Annotated in this window: 21 protein-coding genes and 1 pseudogene; 15 read left to right on the top strand and 7 right to left on the bottom strand. The window is 58.1% G+C overall.

Annotation, left to right across the window (positions count from 1 at the left end):
* Positions 1–11: 11 nt before the first annotated feature.
* Genes gcvPB through SKP52_RS14555 form a run of 4 tightly spaced genes read left to right on the top strand, consistent with a single transcriptional unit; the run spans position 12 to position 2,956 of the window.
* A complete protein-coding gene (gene gcvPB / locus SKP52_RS14570) occupies positions 12–1,520 on the top strand; it encodes an aminomethyl-transferring glycine dehydrogenase subunit GcvPB (protein ID WP_228383925.1) in 1,509 nt (502 codons plus the stop codon).
* Positions 1,520–1,855, top strand: coding sequence for a hypothetical protein (locus tag SKP52_RS14565; RefSeq protein WP_039575868.1), 336 nt, complete (start codon positions 1,520–1,522; stop codon positions 1,853–1,855). Before gcvPB ends, SKP52_RS14565 begins: the two co-directional genes overlap by 1 nt.
* A 19-nt stretch (positions 1,856–1,874) precedes the next feature.
* On the top strand, positions 1,875–2,324 hold the full coding sequence (locus SKP52_RS14560) for an ABA4-like family protein (protein WP_039575865.1): 450 nt from the start codon (positions 1,875–1,877) through the stop codon (positions 2,322–2,324).
* Complete coding sequence (locus tag SKP52_RS14555; protein ID WP_039575863.1) at positions 2,321–2,956, top strand: DUF938 domain-containing protein; 636 nt, start codon at positions 2,321–2,323, stop codon at positions 2,954–2,956. The genes SKP52_RS14560 and SKP52_RS14555 overlap by 4 nt, the downstream gene beginning before the upstream one ends.
* 126 nt (positions 2,957–3,082) lie before the next feature.
* On the opposite strand, the gene SKP52_RS25520 is transcribed toward SKP52_RS14555, so the two are convergent.
* The 5 genes from SKP52_RS25520 to SKP52_RS14535 form a co-directional block, all read right to left on the bottom strand.
* Entirely contained in the window at positions 3,083–3,967 is an 885-nt protein-coding gene (locus tag SKP52_RS25520) for an SIR2 family NAD-dependent protein deacylase (RefSeq protein ID WP_081997388.1), read from the bottom strand.
* A gap of 3 nt (positions 3,968–3,970) precedes the next feature.
* Entirely contained in the window at positions 3,971–4,945 is a 975-nt protein-coding gene (locus tag SKP52_RS14550; RefSeq protein WP_039575862.1) for a ParA family protein, read from the bottom strand.
* A gap of 152 nt (positions 4,946–5,097) precedes the next feature.
* On the bottom strand, positions 5,098–9,795 hold the full coding sequence (locus tag SKP52_RS14545; protein WP_081997387.1) for a DUF3320 domain-containing protein: 4,698 nt from the start codon (positions 9,793–9,795) through the stop codon (positions 5,098–5,100).
* A gap of 95 nt (positions 9,796–9,890) precedes the next feature.
* Positions 9,891–10,952, bottom strand: coding sequence for a type I restriction endonuclease (locus tag SKP52_RS14540; protein ID WP_039575858.1), 1,062 nt, complete (start codon positions 10,950–10,952; stop codon positions 9,891–9,893).
* 149 nt (positions 10,953–11,101) lie between these two features.
* The gene (locus SKP52_RS14535; RefSeq protein ID WP_039575855.1) at positions 11,102–11,320 is read right to left on the bottom strand and encodes a helix-turn-helix domain-containing protein; all 219 of its coding nucleotides are present in this window, start codon (positions 11,318–11,320) and stop codon (positions 11,102–11,104) included.
* Between the two features lie 145 nt (positions 11,321–11,465).
* Here SKP52_RS14535 and SKP52_RS14530 point away from each other — a divergent pair, with 145 nt between their 5' ends.
* From SKP52_RS14530 to SKP52_RS14480, 11 genes and pseudogenes are all read left to right on the top strand, one after another.
* Positions 11,466–12,002 (top strand): DUF4352 domain-containing protein, encoded by a 537-nt coding sequence (locus SKP52_RS14530; RefSeq protein WP_039575851.1) that lies wholly within the window; start codon positions 11,466–11,468, stop codon positions 12,000–12,002.
* Positions 11,999–12,628 (top strand): DUF4230 domain-containing protein, encoded by a 630-nt coding sequence (locus SKP52_RS14525; protein ID WP_039575848.1) that lies wholly within the window; start codon positions 11,999–12,001, stop codon positions 12,626–12,628. The genes SKP52_RS14530 and SKP52_RS14525 overlap by 4 nt, the downstream gene beginning before the upstream one ends.
* A 10-nt stretch (positions 12,629–12,638) precedes the next feature.
* Complete coding sequence (locus SKP52_RS14520) at positions 12,639–12,998, top strand: hypothetical protein (RefSeq protein WP_039575846.1); 360 nt, start codon at positions 12,639–12,641, stop codon at positions 12,996–12,998.
* A gap of 75 nt (positions 12,999–13,073) precedes the next feature.
* Positions 13,074–13,469 carry a hypothetical protein gene (locus SKP52_RS14515; RefSeq protein WP_039575845.1) on the top strand — a complete coding sequence of 132 codons (396 nt, stop codon included), beginning with the start codon at positions 13,074–13,076 and terminating at the stop codon, positions 13,467–13,469.
* A 79-nt stretch (positions 13,470–13,548) separates the two neighbouring features.
* Entirely contained in the window at positions 13,549–13,944 is a 396-nt protein-coding gene (locus SKP52_RS14510; RefSeq protein WP_039575842.1) for a hypothetical protein, read from the top strand.
* Positions 13,911–14,417, top strand: coding sequence for a hypothetical protein (locus tag SKP52_RS14505; protein WP_148309139.1), 507 nt, complete (start codon positions 13,911–13,913; stop codon positions 14,415–14,417). The genes SKP52_RS14510 and SKP52_RS14505 overlap by 34 nt, the downstream gene beginning before the upstream one ends.
* Positions 14,418–14,660: 243 nt before the next feature.
* Positions 14,661–15,785: an AAA family ATPase gene (locus SKP52_RS14500; RefSeq protein ID WP_160292426.1), complete on the top strand. Its 1,125-nt coding sequence runs from the start codon at positions 14,661–14,663 to the stop codon at positions 15,783–15,785.
* Between the two features lie 163 nt (positions 15,786–15,948).
* On the top strand, positions 15,949–17,298 hold the full coding sequence (locus SKP52_RS14495; RefSeq protein WP_228383658.1) for a site-specific integrase: 1,350 nt from the start codon (positions 15,949–15,951) through the stop codon (positions 17,296–17,298).
* Between the two features lie 213 nt (positions 17,299–17,511).
* Positions 17,512–17,802, top strand: a pseudogene (locus tag SKP52_RS14490) (DUF938 domain-containing protein); the annotation flags it as partial.
* A gap of 102 nt (positions 17,803–17,904) precedes the next feature.
* Positions 17,905–19,464, top strand: coding sequence for a fatty acid--CoA ligase (locus tag SKP52_RS14485; protein ID WP_039575832.1), 1,560 nt, complete (start codon positions 17,905–17,907; stop codon positions 19,462–19,464).
* A gap of 76 nt (positions 19,465–19,540) precedes the next feature.
* The gene (locus tag SKP52_RS14480; RefSeq protein ID WP_039575829.1) at positions 19,541–20,005 is read left to right on the top strand and encodes a hypothetical protein; all 465 of its coding nucleotides are present in this window, start codon (positions 19,541–19,543) and stop codon (positions 20,003–20,005) included.
* Between the two features lie 227 nt (positions 20,006–20,232).
* On the opposite strand, the gene SKP52_RS14475 is transcribed toward SKP52_RS14480, so the two are convergent.
* Both SKP52_RS14475 and SKP52_RS14470 read right to left on the bottom strand, forming a co-directional pair.
* Positions 20,233–20,856 carry a glutathione S-transferase family protein gene (locus SKP52_RS14475; protein ID WP_039575825.1) on the bottom strand — a complete coding sequence of 208 codons (624 nt, stop codon included), beginning with the start codon at positions 20,854–20,856 and terminating at the stop codon, positions 20,233–20,235.
* A complete protein-coding gene (locus SKP52_RS14470; protein ID WP_039575823.1) occupies positions 20,853–21,785 on the bottom strand; it encodes a DMT family transporter in 933 nt (310 codons plus the stop codon). The genes SKP52_RS14475 and SKP52_RS14470 overlap by 4 nt, the downstream gene beginning before the upstream one ends.
* Positions 21,786–21,868 lie beyond the last annotated feature (83 nt).

Below are 21,868 nucleotides of genomic sequence, written 5' to 3'. Positions count from 1 at the left end.
GGCGCCCCGAAATGAATGCCGTCGGCGGCGCCGACGACAATGTCACTTTCACCGGCAACCGCGCGCTGATGCTGGAGGAAGCCCTGATCTTCGAGATCGGTTCGACCGAAACCACCGGCGTCGATTTCGACGAAACGGCGCCCGCCGCCGACTTTGGCGCGCTCGCGCGCACCGCGCCGATCGGCCTGCCGGGGCTCAGCGAATCCGAAACGGTGCGCCATTACACGCGCCTGTCGCGGCAGAATTACGCGATCGACCTCGGCCTCTTCCCGCTCGGTTCGTGCACGATGAAGCACAATCCGCGCCTCAACGAAAAGGTCGCGCGCATGTCCGGCTTCGCCGACGCGCACCCGTTGCAGCCGCAGGAAACCGTCCAGGGCGCCTATGCGGTGATCCACGAGCTTGCCGAATGGCTGATCACGCTGACGGGCATGCACAGCGTCGCGATGTCGCCCAAGGCGGGCGCGCATGGCGAGCTTTGCGGCATTCTCTGCATCAAGGCGGCGCTCGAAGCGCGCGGCGAGGACCGCCGCGTGATCCTCGTCCCCGAAAGCGCGCACGGTACCAACCCCGCGACCGCTGCCTTTGCGGGCTTCACGGTCGAGGATATTCCGGCGACCGAGGCTGGCCGCGTCAACCTCGAGGCGCTGAAGGCGCGCCTCGGCCCCGACGTCGCGGGGGTGATGATCACCAACCCCAACACCTGCGGCCTGTTCGAGCGCGATATGAAGGCGATTTCGGATGCGGTGCATGCGGTGGGCGGTTATGTCTATTGCGACGGCGCCAACTTCAACGCGATTGTCGGCCGCGTGCGTCCCGGCGACCTGGGCGTCGATGCGATGCACATCAACCTCCACAAGACCTTCTCGACCCCGCACGGCGGCGGCGGCCCCGGTTCGGGCCCGGTCGTGCTGTCCGAGGCGCTCGCACCCTTCGCGCCGCTGCCTTTCGTCACGAAGCAGGGCGATGGCTTCCGCCTGATCGAGGAAGAAAGCGCGGGGGAGGATCATCCGCAGACCTTCGGGCGCATGACCGCCTTCCATGGCCAGATGGGCATGTTCACTCGCGCGCTGACCTATATCCTCAGCCATGGCGCCGACGGCCTCAAACAGGTCGCCGAGGACGCGGTGCTCAACGCCAATTATGTGCTGCGCAGCCTCGAGGGCGTGCTCGATGCGCCCTTCGCGGCATCGGGCCCGTGCATGCACGAAGCGCTGTTCAGCGACAAAGGCCTCGCCGAAGGCTTCTCGACGCTCGACATCGCGAAGGGGCTGATCGACGAGGGCTATCACCCGATGACGGTCTATTTCCCGCTCGTCGTCCATGGCGCGATGCTCGTCGAGCCGACCGAGACCGAAAGCAAGGCGGCGCTCGACCAGTTTATCGGTGCGCTGCGCAGTATCGCAATGCGCGCGAAGAACGGCGACCCGGCGCTCAAGTCGGCGCCGCATTTCGCACCGCGCGGACGGCTCGACGAGACGCTCGCGGCGCGCAAGCCCGTGCTGGCCTGGGAGGACTGATGGCCGAACCGGCGCCCGGCCCCGAACGCACCCGCGCGGGCTGCGTCGCGGCCGGCGCGTTGTTCGCGATCGTTGCGATCCTTGGCTGGCTGATCGCGATCACCGCTTACGGCCTCGTCGTCGAGCAATGGGAGATGATCGAGGTTCGCCGCGAGTTCAGTTACGACTGGGTCTTCCTCTGGGCGCCGCTCTTTGCCATCGGGCTTGGTCTGGCGACGGCGTTTCTCGCTTCCCGCCGCGCATCGGCGGCGCGAATGACCTTGCTGATCACCGTCACCGGCGCCATTGCCTTGCTGGCAGGCGTCGTGCTGTTCGGGCTCGGCGGACTGATCTGACAAGGCGGGGGAGCGCGTGATGAGCTGGGATACTATCTTTCTGTTCGCCAATTACTGGGCCTTCGCGGGCTGGATCGCGCTCGCCTTCCTGCCGCGCACTCCCAAGATCCTCGCGGCGATCCTCTATGCTGGCGTGTTTCTGCTCTGCCTCGCTTATACGGTGATGATCGTCGGTTTCCTGACCGGCAGCATCGATGCGGGTGGGCCGGGCGGGGGCGATTTCACCACGCTCAAGGGCGTGATGAAGCTGTTCGACAGCCCCGGCGGCGCGACGCTCGGCTGGACGCATTATCTTGCATTCGACCTGTTCACGGGCATGTGGATCGCGCGCGATGCCGACCAGAAGGGTTTCAGCCGTGTCGTGCAATTCCCCTTCCTGTTCCTGACCCTGATAGTCGGCCCCGTCGGCCTGCTGTCATGGCTGATCGTCCGCGAACGCCGCGCGCGGACGCAGGCGAAGGCCGGGTGACCTCAGATCCCTGGACGCCGGGTGAGGGTGGGAGCGAGGACAAGCGCCACGCCCCCGCGACGTTGCGCAACCGCGATGCGATTGCGGCGGGGCTCGCCGATTGGCTGCCCGCGGCGGGCATCGTGCTGGAGGTCGCGAGCGGATCGGGCGAGCACATCGTCCACTTTGCCGCCGCCTTTCCGCATCTCGATTGGCAGCCGAGCGATCCCGATCCCGCCGGGCTGACCTCGATCGCCGCCTATCGCGCCGAGGCGGGGCTCGCCAATATCGCGGCGCCGCTGGCTCTCGACGCGTCGGCGAGCGAATGGCCCATCGACCGCGCCGACGCGATCCTGTGCATCAACATGGTGCATATTAGTGAATGGGCGGCCACTGTCGGGCTTTTCACACAGGGCGCGAAGCTTTTCCAGAAGGGTGCGCCGCTAATCCTTTACGGACCTTACTTTCGTAAGGATCACCCAACTGCACCCAGCAATTTGGCCTTTGACGACAGTCTGCGGGCGCGGAATGCGGAATGGGGCGTCCGCTGGCTCGAAGATGTGACCGAACTGGCTCAAACCAAAGATTTCGCGTTGGCGGAAGTTCGGGAAATGCCCGCGAACAATCTGATGCTGCTGTATCGGCCGAAGTGACGCGCGTGTGGGCGGAAGCTGGGTATCCGCATCTTCTATTCCGCTCTGAGCTTTATCAAAACTCACGAATTGATAAATCTAAGATACAGATTGAGATCGCTTATCAATTAAGAGGGATGTTGGCATTTACCAATTGGCGTTCTCCAAAAGAGCAGATCGAGAGTCGGTAACCTTGGAGTGTAGTTGTTCAATAGCTGAAATCAAACCGGTATGTTCATCATCGACTTTGTCGTAGCAGAGTGTTTTGAGGTTTCTATTTTTTCTTAGAGAGCGTTTCATGTCATCCGCGATATCTTCTGCTGTCAGAAAATAGTGCGGGTTAACCGATCCCGGTTGAAAGCTAAATGCTTGATTTTCGAGGAGTAGATTAACATCAGGGTCGCCGTATCCGCACCCTATGAATAAAAATGTATGGGTCATTAGGGCCGCATCAAATGCTGAATAGAACAAGCTATGCTTAATGCGAGCACGTGCATAGTCTTCTTGTGTAAATATTAGTGTAGCTGGCGAAGCTAAATTTCCATGAACCTTTACCACATATCTCGCATCATTTCTTAAGAACTCGCAAACATCAGCGTCGCTGTAATTTTTTGTAAACTGAGATGCCTCGTATATTTCTCTGCTTTTATTTTCGTAAATGTCGTCGAAATTTAGTGAAAATACCACGCGAGTATCTAAGAGGGCGATCAAATCGTGCAATCGACCAGGCGTATATCGGGGATCTGTGAAGCGGTGCCGAAGGTATGTGGTCCAGTCTTCGTCATACCGATTCTTGAGCCACTCGCAGGCATGTAAAAGGTCTCCGTCGTCGATGGCTCGATGGATATGCTCAGTGTCGCGGTTTCGCGGGAACCGCTCGGCGGCATCGCGAAGAAAGCCTTTCCAAACCGGCGGTCTTGTTGATCCATCGGCTCCCAAAGCGTGACGCGACACACCCGACCCTATGACAAAGATTGCCCGTCTGCGAGCAATGTCCTTCACCAGCGGCTCTGGCCATTCTTCTCTAAGCATGTTTCAGGCGAGCCGCTTGCGAATTTCATCTGAAACTTCGCCGAAAATTTCTTTGGCTTCTTTAACTTTGGCAAAATGAGCCCCTACGACACCGTCAGCAGCCACTAAAGAGAATATGGGCTTTCTTCGGGATTGCGACATTGGGGCAAGGCTATGCAAGTTCGGAATTTTGCCGATCTCATAAGGCTTCGGTGGCAGCAATGAGCCTTTGAAATATTGGTCAATTTGGCCGTCAATTTGTTGAATGATCTCGTCATAAGACTTCACGGGCCGTCTTTCTCCCGTGGCGTCGCGTTTGGCAATGTATTGCTGCGACACGTAGCCGATAAAGCTTGCGCCGGTCAGCGACTTCGCATCAACTACGGCAGGATTGTCGGCATCGAGTAGTGGGCTATTTACGGAGTACTCCCAATGCGCGCGCCACTTGTCCATCCAACGGCTAATGTTCTCAAAAGCCTTTAGCGAAAAAATGTCAATCGACATTGGGCTGACAAAATAATCAGATGATAACAAGACCGTCCGATTTATAGCTCCAAGAGATGGGCTTACATCGAAGAAAACAACGTCATAGTTTTCTAAAGATTTAAGCATTCTCTGAAAAACCATGGTGCTCGAAAGTCCACGCTGAGTGTTCAGGCTAGCCCATTCTTCTGCTAGAAAGTCCTCGGCCATAGACAAGCCTGGGCTTCCGCAAACGACGTCGACGCCGAAGGCGGCAGAGTGCTTCATAGGAACTTGAGTGGCGTGCCCCTCACCAGCCATCAATCCCGAGAACAAGCTCTCGATATTCTGCTTGGGATCGTCAAATGTGCTTTCCAAGAAATCGTCGTGAAACAGATACTGTGAGGCATTGCATTGCGGATCGCAGTCAACTACGCAAACCCTTAGACCCTCCTGAGCAAAGTAGGCAGCTACATTGCAAAGGAGCGTGGTCTTTCCCACGCCGCCTTTATTGTTAAAAAAGGCAATGGCCTTCATTCTGATCTCCAAAAATCAAAAAAACCTCCGGGGAGAGGAAGTCGCCGTTCGATGATCTATGAATGTCGATTTTCTGGTTAGCAAGAGGGAACCAAGATACATCGGGCATGAGGCGGACACATGGAAAGGACCTACATGCGAGAAAAGATTTGCTAGCCTATCAGCCCTTGCGCCAACCGTGTTTGCAAATCTGATCCAACCCGGCGGAAGCCTAGCAATCGAGCGGCAAACCGTATTAGGTCTGCATCAGTCCCGCCAGCATTGTCATCGCGGGCAATCGCCAGCGCAGCGCGAATTTCAATCATGGAAATAGCATCCGCTTTGAGCGTTGCACCATATTCCGCGCTACGATCCCGTACGGGAGGAGCCTCGCGCTGAGCAGTCACGAACCAAAAATTCTCTTCGGAGTGCAAATCGGGAGCGATGCGCCGTTGCGCACTTAGCGCTTGTTTGGCCACAGCCAATATTCTCCGCCCAGCTTTTTCACGCCCAAAGCAGGCTGCGATACGACGTGCGACCTCGTCGGCAGAGATCGGTCCCTCAACCTCGACAATTTTTCGAGCCAACGGGCCTAATATAGAGATTGGTGCCTCGTGAGGCTCGAGGTGACTACTTACTGGGAAATGCGCACGAACATACGGAGGCATGGTTCGTTCAACTGTTGGTGGAACAACGAAAGTTTCCATTGCTGGCGCTTCGATGGTGGGAACATCGCGTGGCGTGTTGGCGCCTGAAATTTGGACCACTGCCCCTTTGTCCTGCGCTTCGGAAAGTGCCATTCGCAATCGTTCGATTTCCGAGCGACGATTATAGAACCAGTCGGTGCTCCAAATCCGGTGAAACCGCCAGCCGAGATGCTCAAGGACATCCTGCCGGAGCCGGTCGCGCTCCCGCGCCCATAAGGCGGAATGATAGGTCGCGCCGTCGCATTCCACCGCCAAAAGGTAGGTGCCCGGCTTGTTGGGATGACGCACACCAATATCGATCCGGAAGCCTGCCGAACCGACTTGAGGGTCGGCGAGATATCCGAAAGATCGGATGACGTCGGCAACATCTTCTTCGAAGGGTGTGTCGGCTTCCTCGCCCGTCACAACTGCTTCTTCGAGTTTCCCTGATTTGGCGAACTCTAGGAAGCGTCGAAGTATGCGAGGGCCTTCGCGCGATACGCGGCTGGCGTCGATGTCTCCGGGATCGAAGGAAGCGAACACTTCACACCTGATACGTGCGCGCGTGAAAAGCACATTCAAACGCCGCTCACCACCTTCGCCGTTGACTGGGCCGAAAGTCATGCTGGTCAGCCGTCCGCCTGCGATTGTGGGGCCATAGCCTACGCTGACAAGGATCACATCGCGTTCGTCACCCTGCACATTTTCGATGTTCTTCACGAAAAGGTCTTCGGACTGTCCTTCCCGAAGGAAGACGTCGAGCGGCCCGTCGGCGCGCCGTGCTAGCTCAAGTAATTCAGTAATTGTATTTTTCTGCGCCGACGAAAAGGTCACAATCCCCAGCGACAAATCGGGGTGCGCGCGTGCATGTTCAGCAACACGCCGCACGATGGCTTCCCCTTCCTTGCGATTGTCACGTTTGCCGCCCTTATCGTAAACGCCGTCAACCTTCGTGAAAATGAGCCCGTATTCAGGATCTTCCTGCAGGGGTGATGGAGGAAGGATCAGCCCGTCATCGTAAAATTCGCGGTTTGAGACCCGTATCAACGATGGGTCACGCGACCGATAATGCCACTGAAGCATTCGGGACGAGAGCCCTCGGGCTTCGCATAAAGACAATATGCTTTCGAGCGATCCCAGCGCCGCTGCTCCGCCCAGCAAATCCTCATCGCCCTCTTCCGGTTCGTCGTCTCCATCCCCATCGTCGGCAACTAAGCGGTCGAAGAATGATGATGGTGGGAGTTGCTTCTGATCGCCTACGACGACAATTTTCCGAGCCCGTGCGATTGCTCCCAAAGCATCCTCTGGCCGCACTTGGCTCGCTTCATCGATAACGAGCAGGTCGAAATTTAACCGGCCCGGCGTCAGATATTGCGCGACCGATATAGGGCTCATCAACAACACCGGCTTTATCCGCTGGAGCGCGGTAGGTGCTTGCTGGAACAAGCGCCGAAGCGCAATATGCGCGCGCTTTTTCCCGATTTCTCCCCTTATGACTTTCATCTCGCCCAATGCCCCCTGCGGTACTTGGGAAAGGTGTTCGGCCAAGATTGTGGTGACGTTTTCCTTCAATCTTTTGCGCTCTAGACCGGCGAATTCTCGCGAAAGGGCATGACGGTCGAGCGTTCCGATCTCCTTGAGAACCGGCGAAGTCATGATTGCTTCTCGCCATAACCTTTCGGCGCGGGCAAATTTGAGTTCGATAACTGCGGCGCTGCCGTTGATGCTACCGTCAGCTATTCTTGCGACCAGTCCGGCCACACCCCCTGCTTCGAGACGCTTTTCCAATCCGCACAATCGCGACCATTCGGCGTAACGGTCCGTAGACTCCGCCATCGTTGCGAGGCGAGCGGCAATGTCGATCAGATCCACACCATCTACGCCGCCGTCGAATACCGCATGATCCAGTTGCACAATCGAGATGGCCCTATGGATTGCGTCATGCGCTACTTGCCCTTGTCGATCCAAGCGGTCGATCATCGCTGTCAAAGCTGATCCATCGGAGCCAAGCTGTACCGCCTGATCCGCGCCGATGGATAGTGGGGCACTGCGAGCCTTTGCGACCCATCCGACTGTATCGTTGACGCGGTTGAAATCGGTCCATTCACCGCGCCAGATTTCGCCGAGTGCCGCGCTCATGAATGCCTCGTCGTCTCCCCAACGTGACCTAAGACGCTTAACTTCGAGCAAGCGATCGACGAGTTCGACACGAGCCGTAGCGGCTTTTGGCAGTGGGTTCCGAAGCATCCCGGCCAATTGCTGGGATGCGCCGCGATATGCCGAGCCCCACCGCGCGAAAAATGAAGTGGTGCCTGCGACCAGCGGGGCTCGCAAAGAAGCAACATCGCCTTCAAATGCTACATCGGTAAACTCGGAGGCTTCGGCATCGCGCAAGGTTCGCCACGCCTGAGCGGTCTCAATAGCTTCAATGAGCCTTGGTGCGTCGGATATGTCGAAGATTGCACGCGCAAGTGCTGCCTCACCTGAGGGTAAGTTGGTAATACAGCGAAGCGTATCGGAAACGGCCGGTATGGATGAAAGCGATCGAGCTAGCGACAGGCCGAATAATTCAAGAGGATCGTCTAGCGCATCCCGCAAAGAACGCGCGGCGTCTGCAGTGGCTGCGAGATCGCCTTCAAGGCGAGACAGCTCGACAGGCTGCAAATCCAGTGCGCGAACCCCCCAAAACGGATGGAGGTTTGCAGCTCCAACAACTTGTAAAAGTGCGCCAAACTCAAGGAGGTCATCGGACAAAGCCCGCTCTTGGCTCCGTGTCATCTTTGTCAGAAGATCAGCGTCGAATGTCGGAGGCGGAGCGTCCATTCCAATATAACGGGCCTGACGCGCGAGAACGGAGAATGGCGATTCTCCCGTCCCGTCTATTGGGGCGTGCAATGCTGCGGCGATTTGGTTGAGTTGATTGCGCGTTTCCGTCAACGCCAGCGGCGCTTGTGGCATGGCCGGGATCGCTTGGGCGGCATTGAGGGTCCGGGCGATCTCGGCAAGGACGGCCTTTTTGTTGGCCGTCTTTGAATGCAATTCGAGGCAGACTTCGCCCAAGCCCACTTTAACCAAGCGGTCATGTACTACCGAGAGGGCCGCCATTTTTTCGGCGACAAAAAGGACGGTTTTGCCTTCCTTGGCAGCCGCCGCGATGATATTGGTAATCGTCTGGCTTTTGCCGGTTCCGGGTGGCCCCTGGACGACTAGATTTCGCCCGCTTCTAACTTCTTCGATAACGCGCGCTTGGCTTGCGTCCGCGTCGACCACGTGAAACATTTGATCAGGAGGTAGGACGTCGTCAAGCCGGTCATCGGACCCAAACAGCGGTCGTTCAACATCGAAGCCTTCGTACAAAAGGCCGCGGGTTAGTTCATGGGATTCCAGAGTTTGGTCTGGCCACGCGTCGAGCGCGAGATCAAGATACATTAGCAACTTCGAGAAAGAGAAAAATCCGAGTTGCATCGCGTCGCGATCAATCTTCCACCGGGCGCGATCTGCAATTACTGCATCGACTTGTGAAAAATAGTTGGACGGATTCCAATTCTCACCAACCTCAATCGTCGGCAGCTTAATTCCGAAATCTTCCATGAGGCGCTGTTGCAACGGCAGATTTGTAATCAGATCTTCGTCACGCATTCGCAAATCATAAGTCGATGTGCGAGCGTTTCGAACCAACTCTACGGGAAGCAGCACCAGCGGGGCTTCTCGCGCTACTGCCGAAGTCTGGTCTTCGAACCACGTGAGGAAACCCAGCGCGAGGTAAAGAATGTTGACGCCTTGCTCTTCCTCGGCTGTTTTCGCCTCGCGTGCGATTTTGAGCAGTTTCTTCGCAAGACCGTCGGGGCCCAAGCGCGTATCCAACTGATTGTCGACGTAGCGATCCGCCCCTCCATCATCCTCCGGTTCTTCCGCTAAGATAATTTCAGAGACCTGATCGCCTTTGCGTACGTCATGCCCGAGCGCACGAAAACGCATCGTTTTGCCGGAAAGGAGAATCGCCCAAATGTCATCGGAGCGCTCATTTATGACATTGACAACATTCCCACGCGTGTTGGCGCGATTGACGTGGACAAGCCTATTACGTGTCCCAGTCTCAACCAATCGCTTGCGAGTGTCGTCAAACAATTTTTGAATCGACACGCGAGCGGAACCTGATTGCGCGTCGTCGCGACCGGATTCCATGCTTCTTCCCTTCAAACTACTGCTTCATGGGCCCAGCCGCGTTCGTGCGAAGTGCGCCAAAAATTGGCCAAATGTTTATGTAATGTCGACCAGCCCTATTTGCTCTTACTGCCTTCAATTTCATTAATGCGGGCTTCTAGCTGGGCCGAAAGCTTGTAGATGTCCGTCAGGTCATTGATTTGGTTCCGAGTCTCCGTTTGTCCAACGAATGTCCCTACATACTTTGTAGTGATCCCGTTGAAATGAAGGCGCGCCAACGATTTTCGGTTATTGTCGTCTAGCAAAACGGCGCAGTAAGACTTCGCATCCCGCATAAAAACTCGCTTGGGATCGACCAGTTTTGAGACGATAGCCTGTACGATGCGAAAACCGCTCACTTCCTCTTCGGTCGTTATGACTTCCTCCGGCGATGTAACATGGCCATTGTCGGGTTCGGGTACAGCGGTTGCATTCAGGGCCGAGGTCAGACGATCATTTACATGATCCCGCACGATCGCGGCGAAAGAGTTAGCGATCAAGCGCGTGAAATTATCCTTCACTTGAGAAGTGACCTGTCCGGAGTAGACGCGTTTCGCGATCAGTCGGGCGAACTCCTCGGACGCAGTTGCCATTTCACTCTCAAGCTCTTTGCGTACGAGAGACTCTAGCTTCAGGTTCGAAGCCTCTCTCACGATCGCATCTATGTCGAAACCCGTTCTAGTGAAGCCTTCAAGGACGCGGACGTCGGATTTCCTGATCGCATCTAGGCTAAGCGTAAAAAATGGCTGGGCATCCATCTTGTTGGGCTGGTCAATGTCGGAAAAGAATTTGTAGATCACGCCATTGGTCAAGATTGCGAGGCGAGCATCGGTCACGCTAAAATAGCGAAAAAGCTGAGAGGCATGATTGATCGTAAGTTCGCCGGTGGACGGCTTGCACTCGATCAAGATTGAGGGTTTGCCGTCTATGCAAATCGCATAATCGACCTTTTCGCCTTTCTTAGTTCCGACGTCCGCATTAAATTCAGGGACGACCTCGGAAGGGTTAAACACATCATAACCGAGCAGGTTGATAAAGGGCATGACGAGTGCTGTCTTGGCAGCCTGTTCAGTGAGCAGCACCTCGCGATGCTGCTGAGTCTTCTTCGCCAGCTCCGTTAGGCGCGATGCCAAATCCATAAAAACTCCCCCTCAAATCGACGTCGCGAACTTGCATATAAAAGGGGATAAAAGCAATCGACGCTTGGTCCGGAAGAGTACCTATCTCCGACTAGATCAATGCGTCCATGATCCTGACGCGGGAAAGTTGCCATCTTATATGAAGAGGCTCAGATAATAGGTTTCTTCACAAGTAGGACGTGAGGCTCAATCGCGAGCGCATCAGCGATCCTGCCGAGCGCAGCCACAGACGGGTTCCGCGTACCCCTTTCAAGGTCGCTGACATAGCTGCGTTCCATCTCCGCCGCCGCCGCTAACTGCTCCTGGGTCATACCCTTCAGCTTGCGTTGGTGCCGGACATTGACGCCGAGAAGCCGAACCACATCCATGTGCCGATGTGGACGTTGAGCGCTTCTCGCGTCTGTATACCAATCGTGTCAAATTCACTGGCATCGACCAAAGCCGTCGGTAACGTGTGCCGCCGGTGATGGCTTCATCACGCCCAAGATCGGGCATCACCAAGAGGAGACCGATATGATTACCATACTGAAGCCCGCGCTGCTTGCGCTGACACTGACCGCCAGTCTCACAGCCTGTGGAGAATCGGAAAAGCCCACGGCGGAGGGACCTAAAGCGGCTGCCGCTGTCGACACAACGATGATTGCGCTGGGTCGAACGGGCGGGGCAGACGGCGTCGAGTTGACCATCACGGACGTCGCAACACCTATCCAAGTGGGCAGTGCTGAATCTGGCTCGAAGGCTGAACAGGGAGAGACGTTTGTCGTCGTCACTTACACCCTTAAGAACGTGGGATCGGCTCCGCTTGTCTACATGGAGCGGCCAGAACTTACGCTGCTGGATGCCGAAGGGAATAGCTACGCCGAGGACGACATCGCGAGCATGAAAGCTAGCCACTTGATGGACGACTCAAGCGGAATGACGTCCGACCTGAATCCCAACGTTTCTGCGACAACCAGAACGGCGTGGAAAGTGGACAAATCTGCGTTCGACAAGACTACATGGAAGGTCCGGCTGGACACGCCCTCGCAACCGCTGTTCGCGCTCAAATGATCGAGCGCCGCACGATCGGACTTCTTGCCGCAACACACGTCGTCGCCCTCGGTGTTGGTTACGTCGCCGCGCCGAGGCAACTTCTGGACAGTGAGGTGAAACACACCGGCTTCTTCACGGTGGAAACCACCAAGGTGCTCGCCACCACCGTCGAAAGCCTGCGGGACGAAAACAAGCTGCTGGTTTACTCGTACAAGGGCACGGCCAAGGTTCAGGCGGGTCGCACCGTTCTTTGGCTCTTTGGTGGTGAGCAAGAACTGATCCTACCTGCGGTCGTGACCTATTATCTCGACCTGTCCAATCTCAGCCTTGCCGACGTTCGGTACGATGAGAAGGCGAAGCTGGTGACGGTGAAGCTGCCCAAAGTCACGCTGGGCGATATTGCGTTCCAGCCGGAGAATGCCACCACTATCAACGGCGGCGTACTGACCTTTTCGGACGAGCAGGTCGAGGCGCTTCGAAAAGCGAACTACGCGAATGCCCGCCGCGCGATGGTTGCGCAGGCGCAACAACCGGGCCTGCTCGACGCGGCAAAGCGTCAAGCCCGCACCAGTGTCGAAAACTACTTCGCAATCCCGCTACGCATCGCCGGTTTACCCGACGTGAAGGTGGCGGCGACATTTTGAAAGGAAGCCAATGAGAAGAAATTATATCGTCGCAGCGATCGTCGCTGCAACAATTGCCGTGCCCGCGTTGGGCGCTGACGTCGCCGGGTTGATGAAGGCGAAGCCAGTGTTTTCAACTCAGACCAACAAGAACATTTACGATCTTGAACGGTGTATGATCGAGGTGGATGCTCCGATTATGCCCCATGTCTATCGACAACCCGATCGCCCTCAGCGCACGTTGTTTGTGTGGGATGGCGGTGGCGGCGTCGGCGGTGTCAGCGCCGCAGCTCAGTTGGACGGCATAGAGAACACGAAGATGACGTTTTGGGGGCGCGAGAAGATCCTGCGCCGGATCCAACCCTGTATCGAACTTGCTAACAGCGGCTGAATAACAGCCAATAAACCCACCCCAAGAGGCCTCCGGACGAAACTCCGGGGGCCTTCTCTATTTGGAGAACCGATAATGATTTCCATCCACAGCTCGGCCGACATGGCGCGCGCGCTGGCGTTACCACTCGAACCCGATATCCTTGAGCTGTTGGCGCTTCGGCGTGACCAGCTTCTCGAATATGACGATTACGATCTGGGTGAGCTTGCCCATTTCCTCGTCGCGGAACCCGCTGATACGGTCGCTGCGATTGAGGGGGTGGTCGGGGTGCCTTTGGCCACGAACCTCGTGGACGGCAGCAAATATGGTGATCCCGGCTTCACTGCAAACTTCGAGTATGTCGAGCGCCACGGTGCTTGGTTCGAAGCGGTGACGATCGTCAGCGACGACGGCTTCGGGATTGTGTTGCTCGTTCCCGATCGACCGGACATCGACGCGTCCTTACTTGAGCTGGTCCGCGACCACGCCTGACCCCAACCACCGCCAACAATCGCAAGCGTCCAGGGATGACCCCTCGGGCGCTTTTTCTTTGCCTGAAAGGAATCCTACCATGCTGCATTTATACGATCGCGCCAGTTTCGCGCGCGCGCTGACGCTCGACCTGGACACAAACCTTCATCGCCTTCTCGCCGAACGGATCGGGGCACTGACCGAGGATCTGATCGATTACACCGAATATCTTGTCGTCCAGCGGGGTGACACCGAAGCCGACATCATCCGGCACATCGGGCTGTCGCCGCTAATCGAACCGATGGACGGTATCCGGTTTGGCGAGCCGGGTTTCCTACCGCACTGGGATTACTTGGCGGCGCACGACCGCTGGTTTGAATTCATCTTCACTTTCGGCAGTGCATTCGCCTATATCGTGCTTGTTCAAAGGACTGATGACGACGATGATCCTTTGCAACAGCTTTGCTTATCATTCTCTCTGATTTCAGAGGCGTAGCAAAGAGAGGGGAGGCGCAGGAAGTGGCCAAGCGAACGCGAGACGAACTGCTTTCATTGGTCGTCTGCGGTCGGTCACTTGAAGAATGGGACGCAGTTTGGGAGGAGGTGAGAGGTGGCTTTGCGGCAGACCACAGCCAGCTCGTCGATGTTCCCGGCTTAGCGCGAGCTCTCCTTGATGGAGAAGTGAAGTACATTCTGCGGGCAACCGAGAAGCGCGGCCTTCAGAAGGGTTTGCAACGCATTCGAGGTAAGCCGCAAACGGGGAACAAGGGTTTCGGAGCGCAGATGATAAGGAGGCACATCGACGTCCTCGATCTCGAAATTCTTCGGTTTCCGGCGTCGAAGGGGTCAGTGGACTGCATCAAAACGCTCAAATCGCGGATGATCGAACTGCATCAGCCAGAGTGGGACGGGGCGAGGCAAAAGCGGCTCGCGGCGCTCCAAATTGGCAAGTTGGGTAAGTCACGCTAAGCTGAATTCATATCGTGCGGCGTGTGCAGGCCCACCGCTGTCGCACCCCAAACCTGCGGCAGTATGGGAACCTGAAAACTGAAAACTGCCCGGCTGACTTGACACCGGCGGGCGGGGTACACATTTAGAGTTCATTCGCAGTGGCTTCTCGACCGAGCCCGGATTTTGCGAATTAGGACAGCTCTACGACATCTCTACGCCGACATGGCGACCCGGTCAGACTTAATTCTGATGGAGATATGTATGAGCGATCCCAGTGCCAAACCGGCACCATCCCTCAAAAAGAAGAATCCCCTGCTCAAATATACGCTGCAGGGACAGGCGGCCAAGCTCGAAGAGATGGCCATCGAACAGAAGCCGCTACTTGGCTCATTTTGCCTGACAGGGCAGGGAACTGTCCTGTGCGCGCCGCCTAATGCAGGCAAAACTCTTATTACGCTGGCCATGTTGATCGAGGCCATCGAAACCGGGCGCATAGCTGGCAGCGATGTCTTCTATGTGGATGCTGACGACACAACCCAAGGCGTGGCTGACAAGGTTCGCGTTCTGGATGAGTACGGCGTTCACGTTGTTGCCGAAGGCTATCAGGGGTTCAAGGCGCGTCTGCTGACATCAGCGATCGAAGAGATGATCCGAGAAGGGACCGCCAACGGCAAGCTCCTAATCCTGGACACTTTCAAGAAATTCACGCAGCCCATGAGCAAGAGCGAAACCAGCGGATTCACAGAAGTTATCCGCCGCTTCGTCCTCGCGGGCGGAACGCTGCTCAGCCTTGCTCACACCAACAAGCATACCGATGCGAACGGTAAGAACGTCTTCGCTGGCGTCAGCGACATTATTGATGATCTGGACTGCGCTTATGTGATTGACGTCCAGGACGGCCGAGACGGAAAGCGGATTGCCCAGCTGACGAATAAGAAGCGGCGCGGAAACGTCCCCGACAAGGTTGCTTACGCTTACTCGCCGGAACCCGAACTGTCGTACATAGCACGCCTGACCTCGGTCCACGAAACCGATGGCTACGACGGGGGAGCCGACGACGTCCTGGACTACAAAACTCAAGACAATGAAATTCTCCAGGCGTTGGCTTTATCGATCCACCACGGCGGCGAGCGCGGGAAAATGGAAATTGTCCGGAGTATTGCGGACCACGATAAAGTCTCAAAGCGCCGCGTCCTTAAGCTGCTGGAGAAATATGTCGGGGAAGACCCGGACAAACATTTCTGGCAATATGTGGTTCGTGCTCGCGGCCTTCATGTGTTCGAGCTGATCCGGCCGATCGACGACCTCACTGATATGCTGTCCTCGCCGGGTGGGCCGGATGAAAGCCAGAATTCAGTTTTCAGCTTCCAGGGCGACCCTCGCTGATCGTCCGTCATGGCAACGATGATCGAATTGCTTACCCTTTCATTGACTTAGTCCACCGACATCTCCTGCGACCGGCCGCCGAGCAACATGCGGCTATGCCTCTGTCGGGGCCAACCCCAAGTTGCGTTCCCGATACATGCGGCCGGGTGTCAACGATCATCGCATGACGATCCGCGACCTCGGCGGCGGGGGCCTTCGACTACCACCCCCCACGCTTCCCTCTCGGCAGTTTTGCCAAAGGCCTCAGGGCCATTCCGGCCGCCCGGCTACCCCAACCCTCACCAACACCCTGCGCCGTCTGGCGACCTCGATCTATCGATCATTCAAAAAGGAAATTGAAATGCCTGTTGTTACAATGGACGCCACGTTCGTCCTCACCGCCACCTGCCCGCCGGATCGGCGAAAAGTAGACTACTATTCGGATAAGCTGTCCGGCTTCATTCTCGAAGTCCGGTCGAACGGTGGCAAATCGTTTCACCTTCGATACAAGGACAAGTACGGGCGCCTGCGGCAACTCCGCATTGGTCCCTATCCCGACATCAGTTACGAAAAGGCAAAGCGCGAAGCCTTGAAGCTGCGTTCCCGCGTCGTCGTCGGCGAAAACCCGCTGGAGGACAAGCAGGTCAAGCGACAGGTGCCGACCGTCGCCGAACTGTCGGTCCGCTATCTTGATTATATTCGCACCTACAAGCGCAGCCACGACAATGACGCGCGGGCGCTGCGCCTGCACATCCTGCCCCGGTTCGGCAAGATGCGCCTCGATGAGTTGGAGCCCGAAACGATCGCGGGTTGGTTCAAGTTGAAGGTCAATGAGGGCTTGTCGCCTGCCTCGGTCAATTTCCTGCATGTCGTGCTGGGCTATATGTTCAAGCTGGCCCGGCAATGGAAGGTGCCCGGCGCCGACGTGAACCCTTTGGGCACGGTCCCGCACTTCAAGGTCGACAATGCGCGCGAGCGTTACCTGACGGCGGCGGAGACCGAACGGGTGAAGGCGGCGATCGAAGCCAGCCCCAATCGGCAGCTTCGTTTCATCATCCCGCTGCTGTTGCTGACGGGCGCGCGCAAAAGAGAATTGCTCGATGCGCGCTGGGAGCATTTCGACATTGATCAGCGGCGTTGGCGTATTCCGAACAGCAAGTCCGGCAAGGCGCGGCATGTGCCATTGTCGCAGTCGGCGCTGGACGTTCTGGCGCAGGTTCCTCGCTGGGATGATTGCCCGTTCGTGGTGCCAAATCCGCAAACGAAGAAGCCTTACAAGGACATCTTCTATGTGTGGAACAAGGCGCGGATCGAAGCTGGTCTGCCCGACGTTCGCGTTCATGATCTCCGGCACACCGCCGCGAGCAACATGGTGTCGAGCGGACAGTCTTTGTACGTCGTCGGGCAAGTCCTCGGCCACGCTCGCGTGACGACAAGCCAGCGGTACTCGCATCTCAGTCAGGAAAGCTTGCTCGTCGCTGTGGATGCCGGTGCCGCCGCGACCGGAATCGACTGGGCCAAATCCGCAACCTGAACAATCCACCGTTTCGTCCAGGCCTCCTCAATCAGGGTGGTTTGGGCGGACGGTGGGCGCGATTTTTGAACTGACTTTGCCAAGGCGTGATCGCCTCGAAACGTCCAATCTGGAAGTCAGGACAGGGTGGGTAGGCGCTGGGTTACATCCCGGCCGGACTGAAAAAGCAGCGTGAACGCCTTGGGTTTCCTCAAAATATCGAAACGTCTACCTCATCTGGTGCATATCAGCCCGTGGGAGGCCACGCAGGGCCTGTTTGCGGGAGCCGAACGGCTGCTATCCGCCGGTGCGCCGCTGATCCTCTACGGCCCCTATATCGAAGCCGACGTGCCGACGGCGGACAGCAATCTCGCCTTCGATGCCAGCCTGCGCAGCCGCAATCCGGCATGGGGCCTGCGCGATACCGACGACGTCAAGGCGGTCGCGGCCGATGCCGGCTTCGCCTTCGCCGGACGCCGCGCGATGCCCGCAAACAACCTCATATTGCTCTTCCGCCGCACCTGACGAACCTGACAGGGTGGGCGATCGGCACTTTACGTTGCGCCCGCAGCCGCTAGCCTCCCCGCAATTGCACGACATAGATGCGATTCGAGGGAGAGAGAGCCGATGGCCCCCGATGTTTCGGACCTTTTCACATTCGACGAATTCCTGACCCATTGGGCCGCCGAACGCCCCGACCGGGTCGCAATGCGCGAGGAAGACCGCGTCTACACCTACGCCAGTCTCGACGACCATACGGCGCGCGCGGCCTCGGCCTTGCTCGCGGCAGGGCTCCAGAAGGGCGATCGGATTGCGTGGATCGGCAAGAATAGCGATCTCTATTTCACCCTCTTTTTCGGCGCGGCGCGTGCGGGTATCGTGATGGCGCCGATCGGTTGGCGCCTGTCGCCGGCCGAATGGGCCTTCATCGTCAACGACACGCAGGCTAAGATGGTGTTCGGCGGGCCGGGGTTCGATACGCTCGCCCACCAACTCGCCGGGAAATTGCAGCATGATCCGGCGATCCTCACCGCGGCCGAAGCCTATGCGATGATCGACGCGGCGCCGCGCGTGCCGTTCGAACCGTCGGGCGCCAACGATGCGGTGCTCCAGCTTTATACCTCGGGCACGACCGGCAATCCCAAGGGCGCGGTGCTGTCGAACCGCAACCTCTTCGCGCTGCGCAAACATTCGAACAGCCTCGACCTGCCCTATACCAAATGGGAGGATGACGAGGCGGTGCTGGTCGCGATGCCGTGCGCGCATATCGGCGGTACCGGGCTCGGCATCATGGCGCTCGCGGCTGGCCTGCCCGGCATCATCCTCGCCGAATTCAATCCCGACGGTGTGTTCGATGCGGTCGAGAAGCATGGCGTCACGCGCTTCTTCATCGTCCCCGCCGCGCTGCAGATGCTGCTGATGCACCCGCGCTGCGCCAGCGTCGATTACAGCCGACTCAAATATATCCTCTACGGTGCAGCCCCGATCCCGCTCGACCTGCTGCGCCAATGCATCAAGATGTTCGGCGCGCAGTTCATCCAGGCCTATGGCATGACCGAAACCACCGGCACCATCTCGATGCTGCCGCCCGAGGACCATGATCCCGAGGGCAACAAGCGCATGCGCTCGGCGGGCAAGCCGCTGCCGGGCGTCGAAATCCGCATCGTCGATGGCGATGGCGCGCCGCTGCCGCAGGGCGAGGTGGGCGAGGTCGTCACGCGTTCGTCGAACAATATGCTCGGATACTGGAACCTGCCCGATGCGACCGCGCGGACGATGACCGACGACGGCTGGATCCGCACCGGCGACGCGGGCTATCTCGACGAGGACGGCTATCTTTATATCCACGACCGAATGAAGGACATGATCATCACCGGCGGCGAGAATGTTTATCCGGCCGAAGTCGAAAGCGCGATCTTCGGCCATCCCGCGGTGCAGGAAGTCGCGGTGTTCGGCGTGCCGGATCAGAAATGGGGTGAGGCGGTGAAGGCGGTCGTCGTCGCCAAGCCAGGGGCGAGCGTCGAGGAATCCGACATAATCGCCTGGGCGCGCGAGCGCATCGCCCCCTTCAAATGCCCGCGCAGCATCGACGTGATCGACGCGCTGCCGAGGAATGCGAGCGGCAAGATTTTGCGCAAAGACCTGCGCGCGCCCTATTGGGAGGGTTATGAGCGGATGGTGAATTAAGGGCAGCTAACGACCGATTGCCGACGTTCGCTCTGCGCCCCATAAGGCTGATCCGGCAGCATTGGAGAAAAGAGTAATGCAGCGGAAGCTTGCCGCGCAGCTCGCAGTTCAGAGCGGATTAGAGGTAGTCTCGTTTGAGCACTTTGACTGTCTCGTCTTCGAGCGCGGCCAAACGTTGAAGATGTTTTCTCCCCGGTCGAGCAGAATGCTTGGAGGAAGCACTCAGAAACGCAGAGTCGAGGGTGATCTGATAGTGGTTTTCGAGGAAGATCTCGAGCGTCTGCGTCCACCATCAAAGCGGTTCAAATTTGGCGGCCTTGTGACCTTCATGCCAACTGCGAACTTTCCGTCCACCATCGCTGGATCGGAGATCATCGACGGCAAGGTCGACCGGAACTTTTTTGGGAAGATACGCGACCTCCTGAATGCGCTTCCGGATAGTAAGTCAGAATGGATTTCTAAATTCGGAGAAGATTTTCTCTCCCGCACCCCGACTGACCGCTGCATTGACACGGTTAAATACCTGAGATGCCGTGAATGAATTTAGATGTCCGCTTCCCACCCCAAAGCCGCCGTAAGATAGGAACCAGCCTCAAATCTCTCGCCGTGAGAATGTGAAAGCCAACCTCTCCGGCGCAGCATAAATTCGCCTCACATTCGGCCTTTCAAGCGACCTTACACCCCGAAAGGCCGATGAATTTTCCTTGTTGTTGCAACCCATGCACGAGGAACATGGAGGGCTCCACCAGCTGGTGGGGCCCTTTTGTGTCAGGCCTCGGCTTTCTGCCGCGCGCGGGCGCGCTGAAAGCCCTCGCGCGCCGTGCAGCGGCCGAGCCACGCCTTCGTAGCATCGCCCAGCACATCGTCGGCGCCCAATGTCGTTGCGAGAAACGCCGCATAGCCGACCACGATGTCGGCGATCGTGAAGCGCCCGGCCACCAGCCACTCGCGGCCGTCGGCCAGCGCCGCCTCGATGCTCTTCGCGCGTCCGCCAAAGAAGGCTTTGTAGTCGTCGACCGCCTGCGCGAGCCGCCGCTCTTCCGGTTCGACGCGCGTATAGCGGATCATGATCGCGAGCGGGAAGGTAAGCGTCGCGTCGCTGCGGTGCAGCCAGTTGCGCCACGTCCAATAATCATCCTCGTCGCGGCGGAGCGCGAGTGGCGTCCCCTCGGCGATGCGTTCGCAGATCGCGGCCGATTCGGTCATGAGCCGCCCGTCCTCGACCCAGCCGGGGATCGTCATCAGCGGGTTCACCGCGCGATAATCGGGCTCGAACGCACGCGGCGGAAATTTCAGCAGGCGCAGATCGACGTCGATCCCGGCTTCTTCGACAGCCCACAGGCAGCGCAGCGAGCGGGCATCGGGGCAATGATACAATATCGGGCGCGTCATGCGGCAACCTCCTTCGGGCGGTCGATGTGGCGGCGATGCTCGCGCCAGGCGATGAACAGGCCCGATGCGATGATGAGTGGCGCGCCGACCCAGGTCGTGTCGGCGGGCAGCGTGCCAAAGAACCACCAGCCCGCGGCGATTGCCCACAGCAAGCTGGAATAATCCATCGGGATCACGACCGACACCGGCGCGAGGCGAAGCGCGCCGGTCAGCGACATCTGGACGACGGCGCCGAGGAAGCCGAGCCCGATCAGGAGCAACCATTCATGGCCGTCATGCGGGGTGATGACGAAGGGCAGGGCGATGCCGAGCGGGATCATCGACAAAAGGCTGAACCAGAAGACGATCGTTCCCGCATTTTCGGTACGGCCAAGGTCGCGCACGGCGATGGTAATGAGTGCGGTCATGATCGCGCCGGTCAGCGCAACCACCGTGCCGAGGCCATGCGTCCCGCCGAACCCGCCCGCAAAGCTCGAAATCGGATCGAGCACGACGAGAACGCCGATGAATCCGACGATCACCGCGCTCCACCGCTGCCATCCCGTCGCCTCGCCGAGCAGCAGCGCGGCGAAGATCACGGCAAAGATCGGCACCGACAGGCTGATCGTCGTCGCCTCGGCCATCGGCAGCAGGATCATCGCGCCGAAATTGCACGCCATGCCGGTCAGGCCCATCATCATGCGCCGGCCGTGCGCGCCGATACGCTGCGTTTTCAGCGACGGCAGGCCGCTCGTCGCCATCACCCAGACCAGCAGGAAGGGGAGCACAAGCGCCTGCCGCCAGAACAGGCTTTCGACGATATGGATGCCCGCGGCATCGATATATTTGACCAGCACGAACATCAGCGACAGGCTGGCCATCGCGAGCAACCGGAGCCCGATGCCACCCAGATAATTCTGCGGCGCTGCGGAAGATGGGGCGGCGTTCATGCGAAATTGCGCATATCAGGCCCGTCCGGTCGCGCAACCCGTCATCCCTCTTGCCCCGCTCCTGCAATCCGGCTAGTGGCGCA

The organism is Sphingopyxis fribergensis (assembly GCF_000803645.1).
GTDB classification, from domain to species: domain Bacteria; phylum Pseudomonadota; class Alphaproteobacteria; order Sphingomonadales; family Sphingomonadaceae; genus Sphingopyxis; species Sphingopyxis fribergensis.
Note: the sequence above shows the minus strand (reverse complement) of the source record. Positions and strands in the feature narration are given on the sequence as shown.

What these genes read in the sequence shown, in the direction of transcription:
- gcvPB (WP_228383925.1), top strand. Translation starts at nt 12, where the DNA reads ATGAATGCCGTCGGCGGCGCCGACGACAATGTCACTTTCACCGGCAAC.
- SKP52_RS14565 (WP_039575868.1), top strand. Translation starts at nt 1,520, where the DNA reads ATGGCCGAACCGGCGCCCGGCCCCGAACGCACCCGCGCGGGCTGCGTC.
- SKP52_RS14560 (WP_039575865.1), top strand. Translation starts at nt 1,875, where the DNA reads ATGAGCTGGGATACTATCTTTCTGTTCGCCAATTACTGGGCCTTCGCG.
- SKP52_RS25520 (WP_081997388.1), bottom strand. Translation starts at nt 3,967, where the DNA reads ATGCTTAGAGAAGAATGGCCAGAGCCGCTGGTGAAGGACATTGCTCGC.
- SKP52_RS14550 (WP_039575862.1), bottom strand. Translation starts at nt 4,945, where the DNA reads ATGAAGGCCATTGCCTTTTTTAACAATAAAGGCGGCGTGGGAAAGACC.
- SKP52_RS14545 (WP_081997387.1), bottom strand. Translation starts at nt 9,795, where the DNA reads ATGGAATCCGGTCGCGACGACGCGCAATCAGGTTCCGCTCGCGTGTCG.
- SKP52_RS14540 (WP_039575858.1), bottom strand. Translation starts at nt 10,952, where the DNA reads ATGGATTTGGCATCGCGCCTAACGGAGCTGGCGAAGAAGACTCAGCAG.
- SKP52_RS14535 (WP_039575855.1), bottom strand. Translation starts at nt 11,320, where the DNA reads ATGGATGTGGTTCGGCTTCTCGGCGTCAATGTCCGGCACCAACGCAAG.
- SKP52_RS14530 (WP_039575851.1), top strand. Translation starts at nt 11,466, where the DNA reads ATGATTACCATACTGAAGCCCGCGCTGCTTGCGCTGACACTGACCGCC.
- SKP52_RS14525 (WP_039575848.1), top strand. Translation starts at nt 11,999, where the DNA reads ATGATCGAGCGCCGCACGATCGGACTTCTTGCCGCAACACACGTCGTC.
- SKP52_RS14520 (WP_039575846.1), top strand. Translation starts at nt 12,639, where the DNA reads ATGAGAAGAAATTATATCGTCGCAGCGATCGTCGCTGCAACAATTGCC.
- SKP52_RS14515 (WP_039575845.1), top strand. Translation starts at nt 13,074, where the DNA reads ATGATTTCCATCCACAGCTCGGCCGACATGGCGCGCGCGCTGGCGTTA.
- SKP52_RS14510 (WP_039575842.1), top strand. Translation starts at nt 13,549, where the DNA reads ATGCTGCATTTATACGATCGCGCCAGTTTCGCGCGCGCGCTGACGCTC.
- SKP52_RS14500 (WP_160292426.1), top strand. Translation starts at nt 14,661, where the DNA reads ATGAGCGATCCCAGTGCCAAACCGGCACCATCCCTCAAAAAGAAGAAT.
- SKP52_RS14495 (WP_228383658.1), top strand. Translation starts at nt 15,949, where the DNA reads ATGACGATCCGCGACCTCGGCGGCGGGGGCCTTCGACTACCACCCCCC.
- SKP52_RS14485 (WP_039575832.1), top strand. Translation starts at nt 17,905, where the DNA reads ATGGCCCCCGATGTTTCGGACCTTTTCACATTCGACGAATTCCTGACC.
- SKP52_RS14480 (WP_039575829.1), top strand. Translation starts at nt 19,541, where the DNA reads ATGCAGCGGAAGCTTGCCGCGCAGCTCGCAGTTCAGAGCGGATTAGAG.
- SKP52_RS14475 (WP_039575825.1), bottom strand. Translation starts at nt 20,856, where the DNA reads ATGACGCGCCCGATATTGTATCATTGCCCCGATGCCCGCTCGCTGCGC.
- SKP52_RS14470 (WP_039575823.1), bottom strand. Translation starts at nt 21,785, where the DNA reads ATGAACGCCGCCCCATCTTCCGCAGCGCCGCAGAATTATCTGGGTGGC.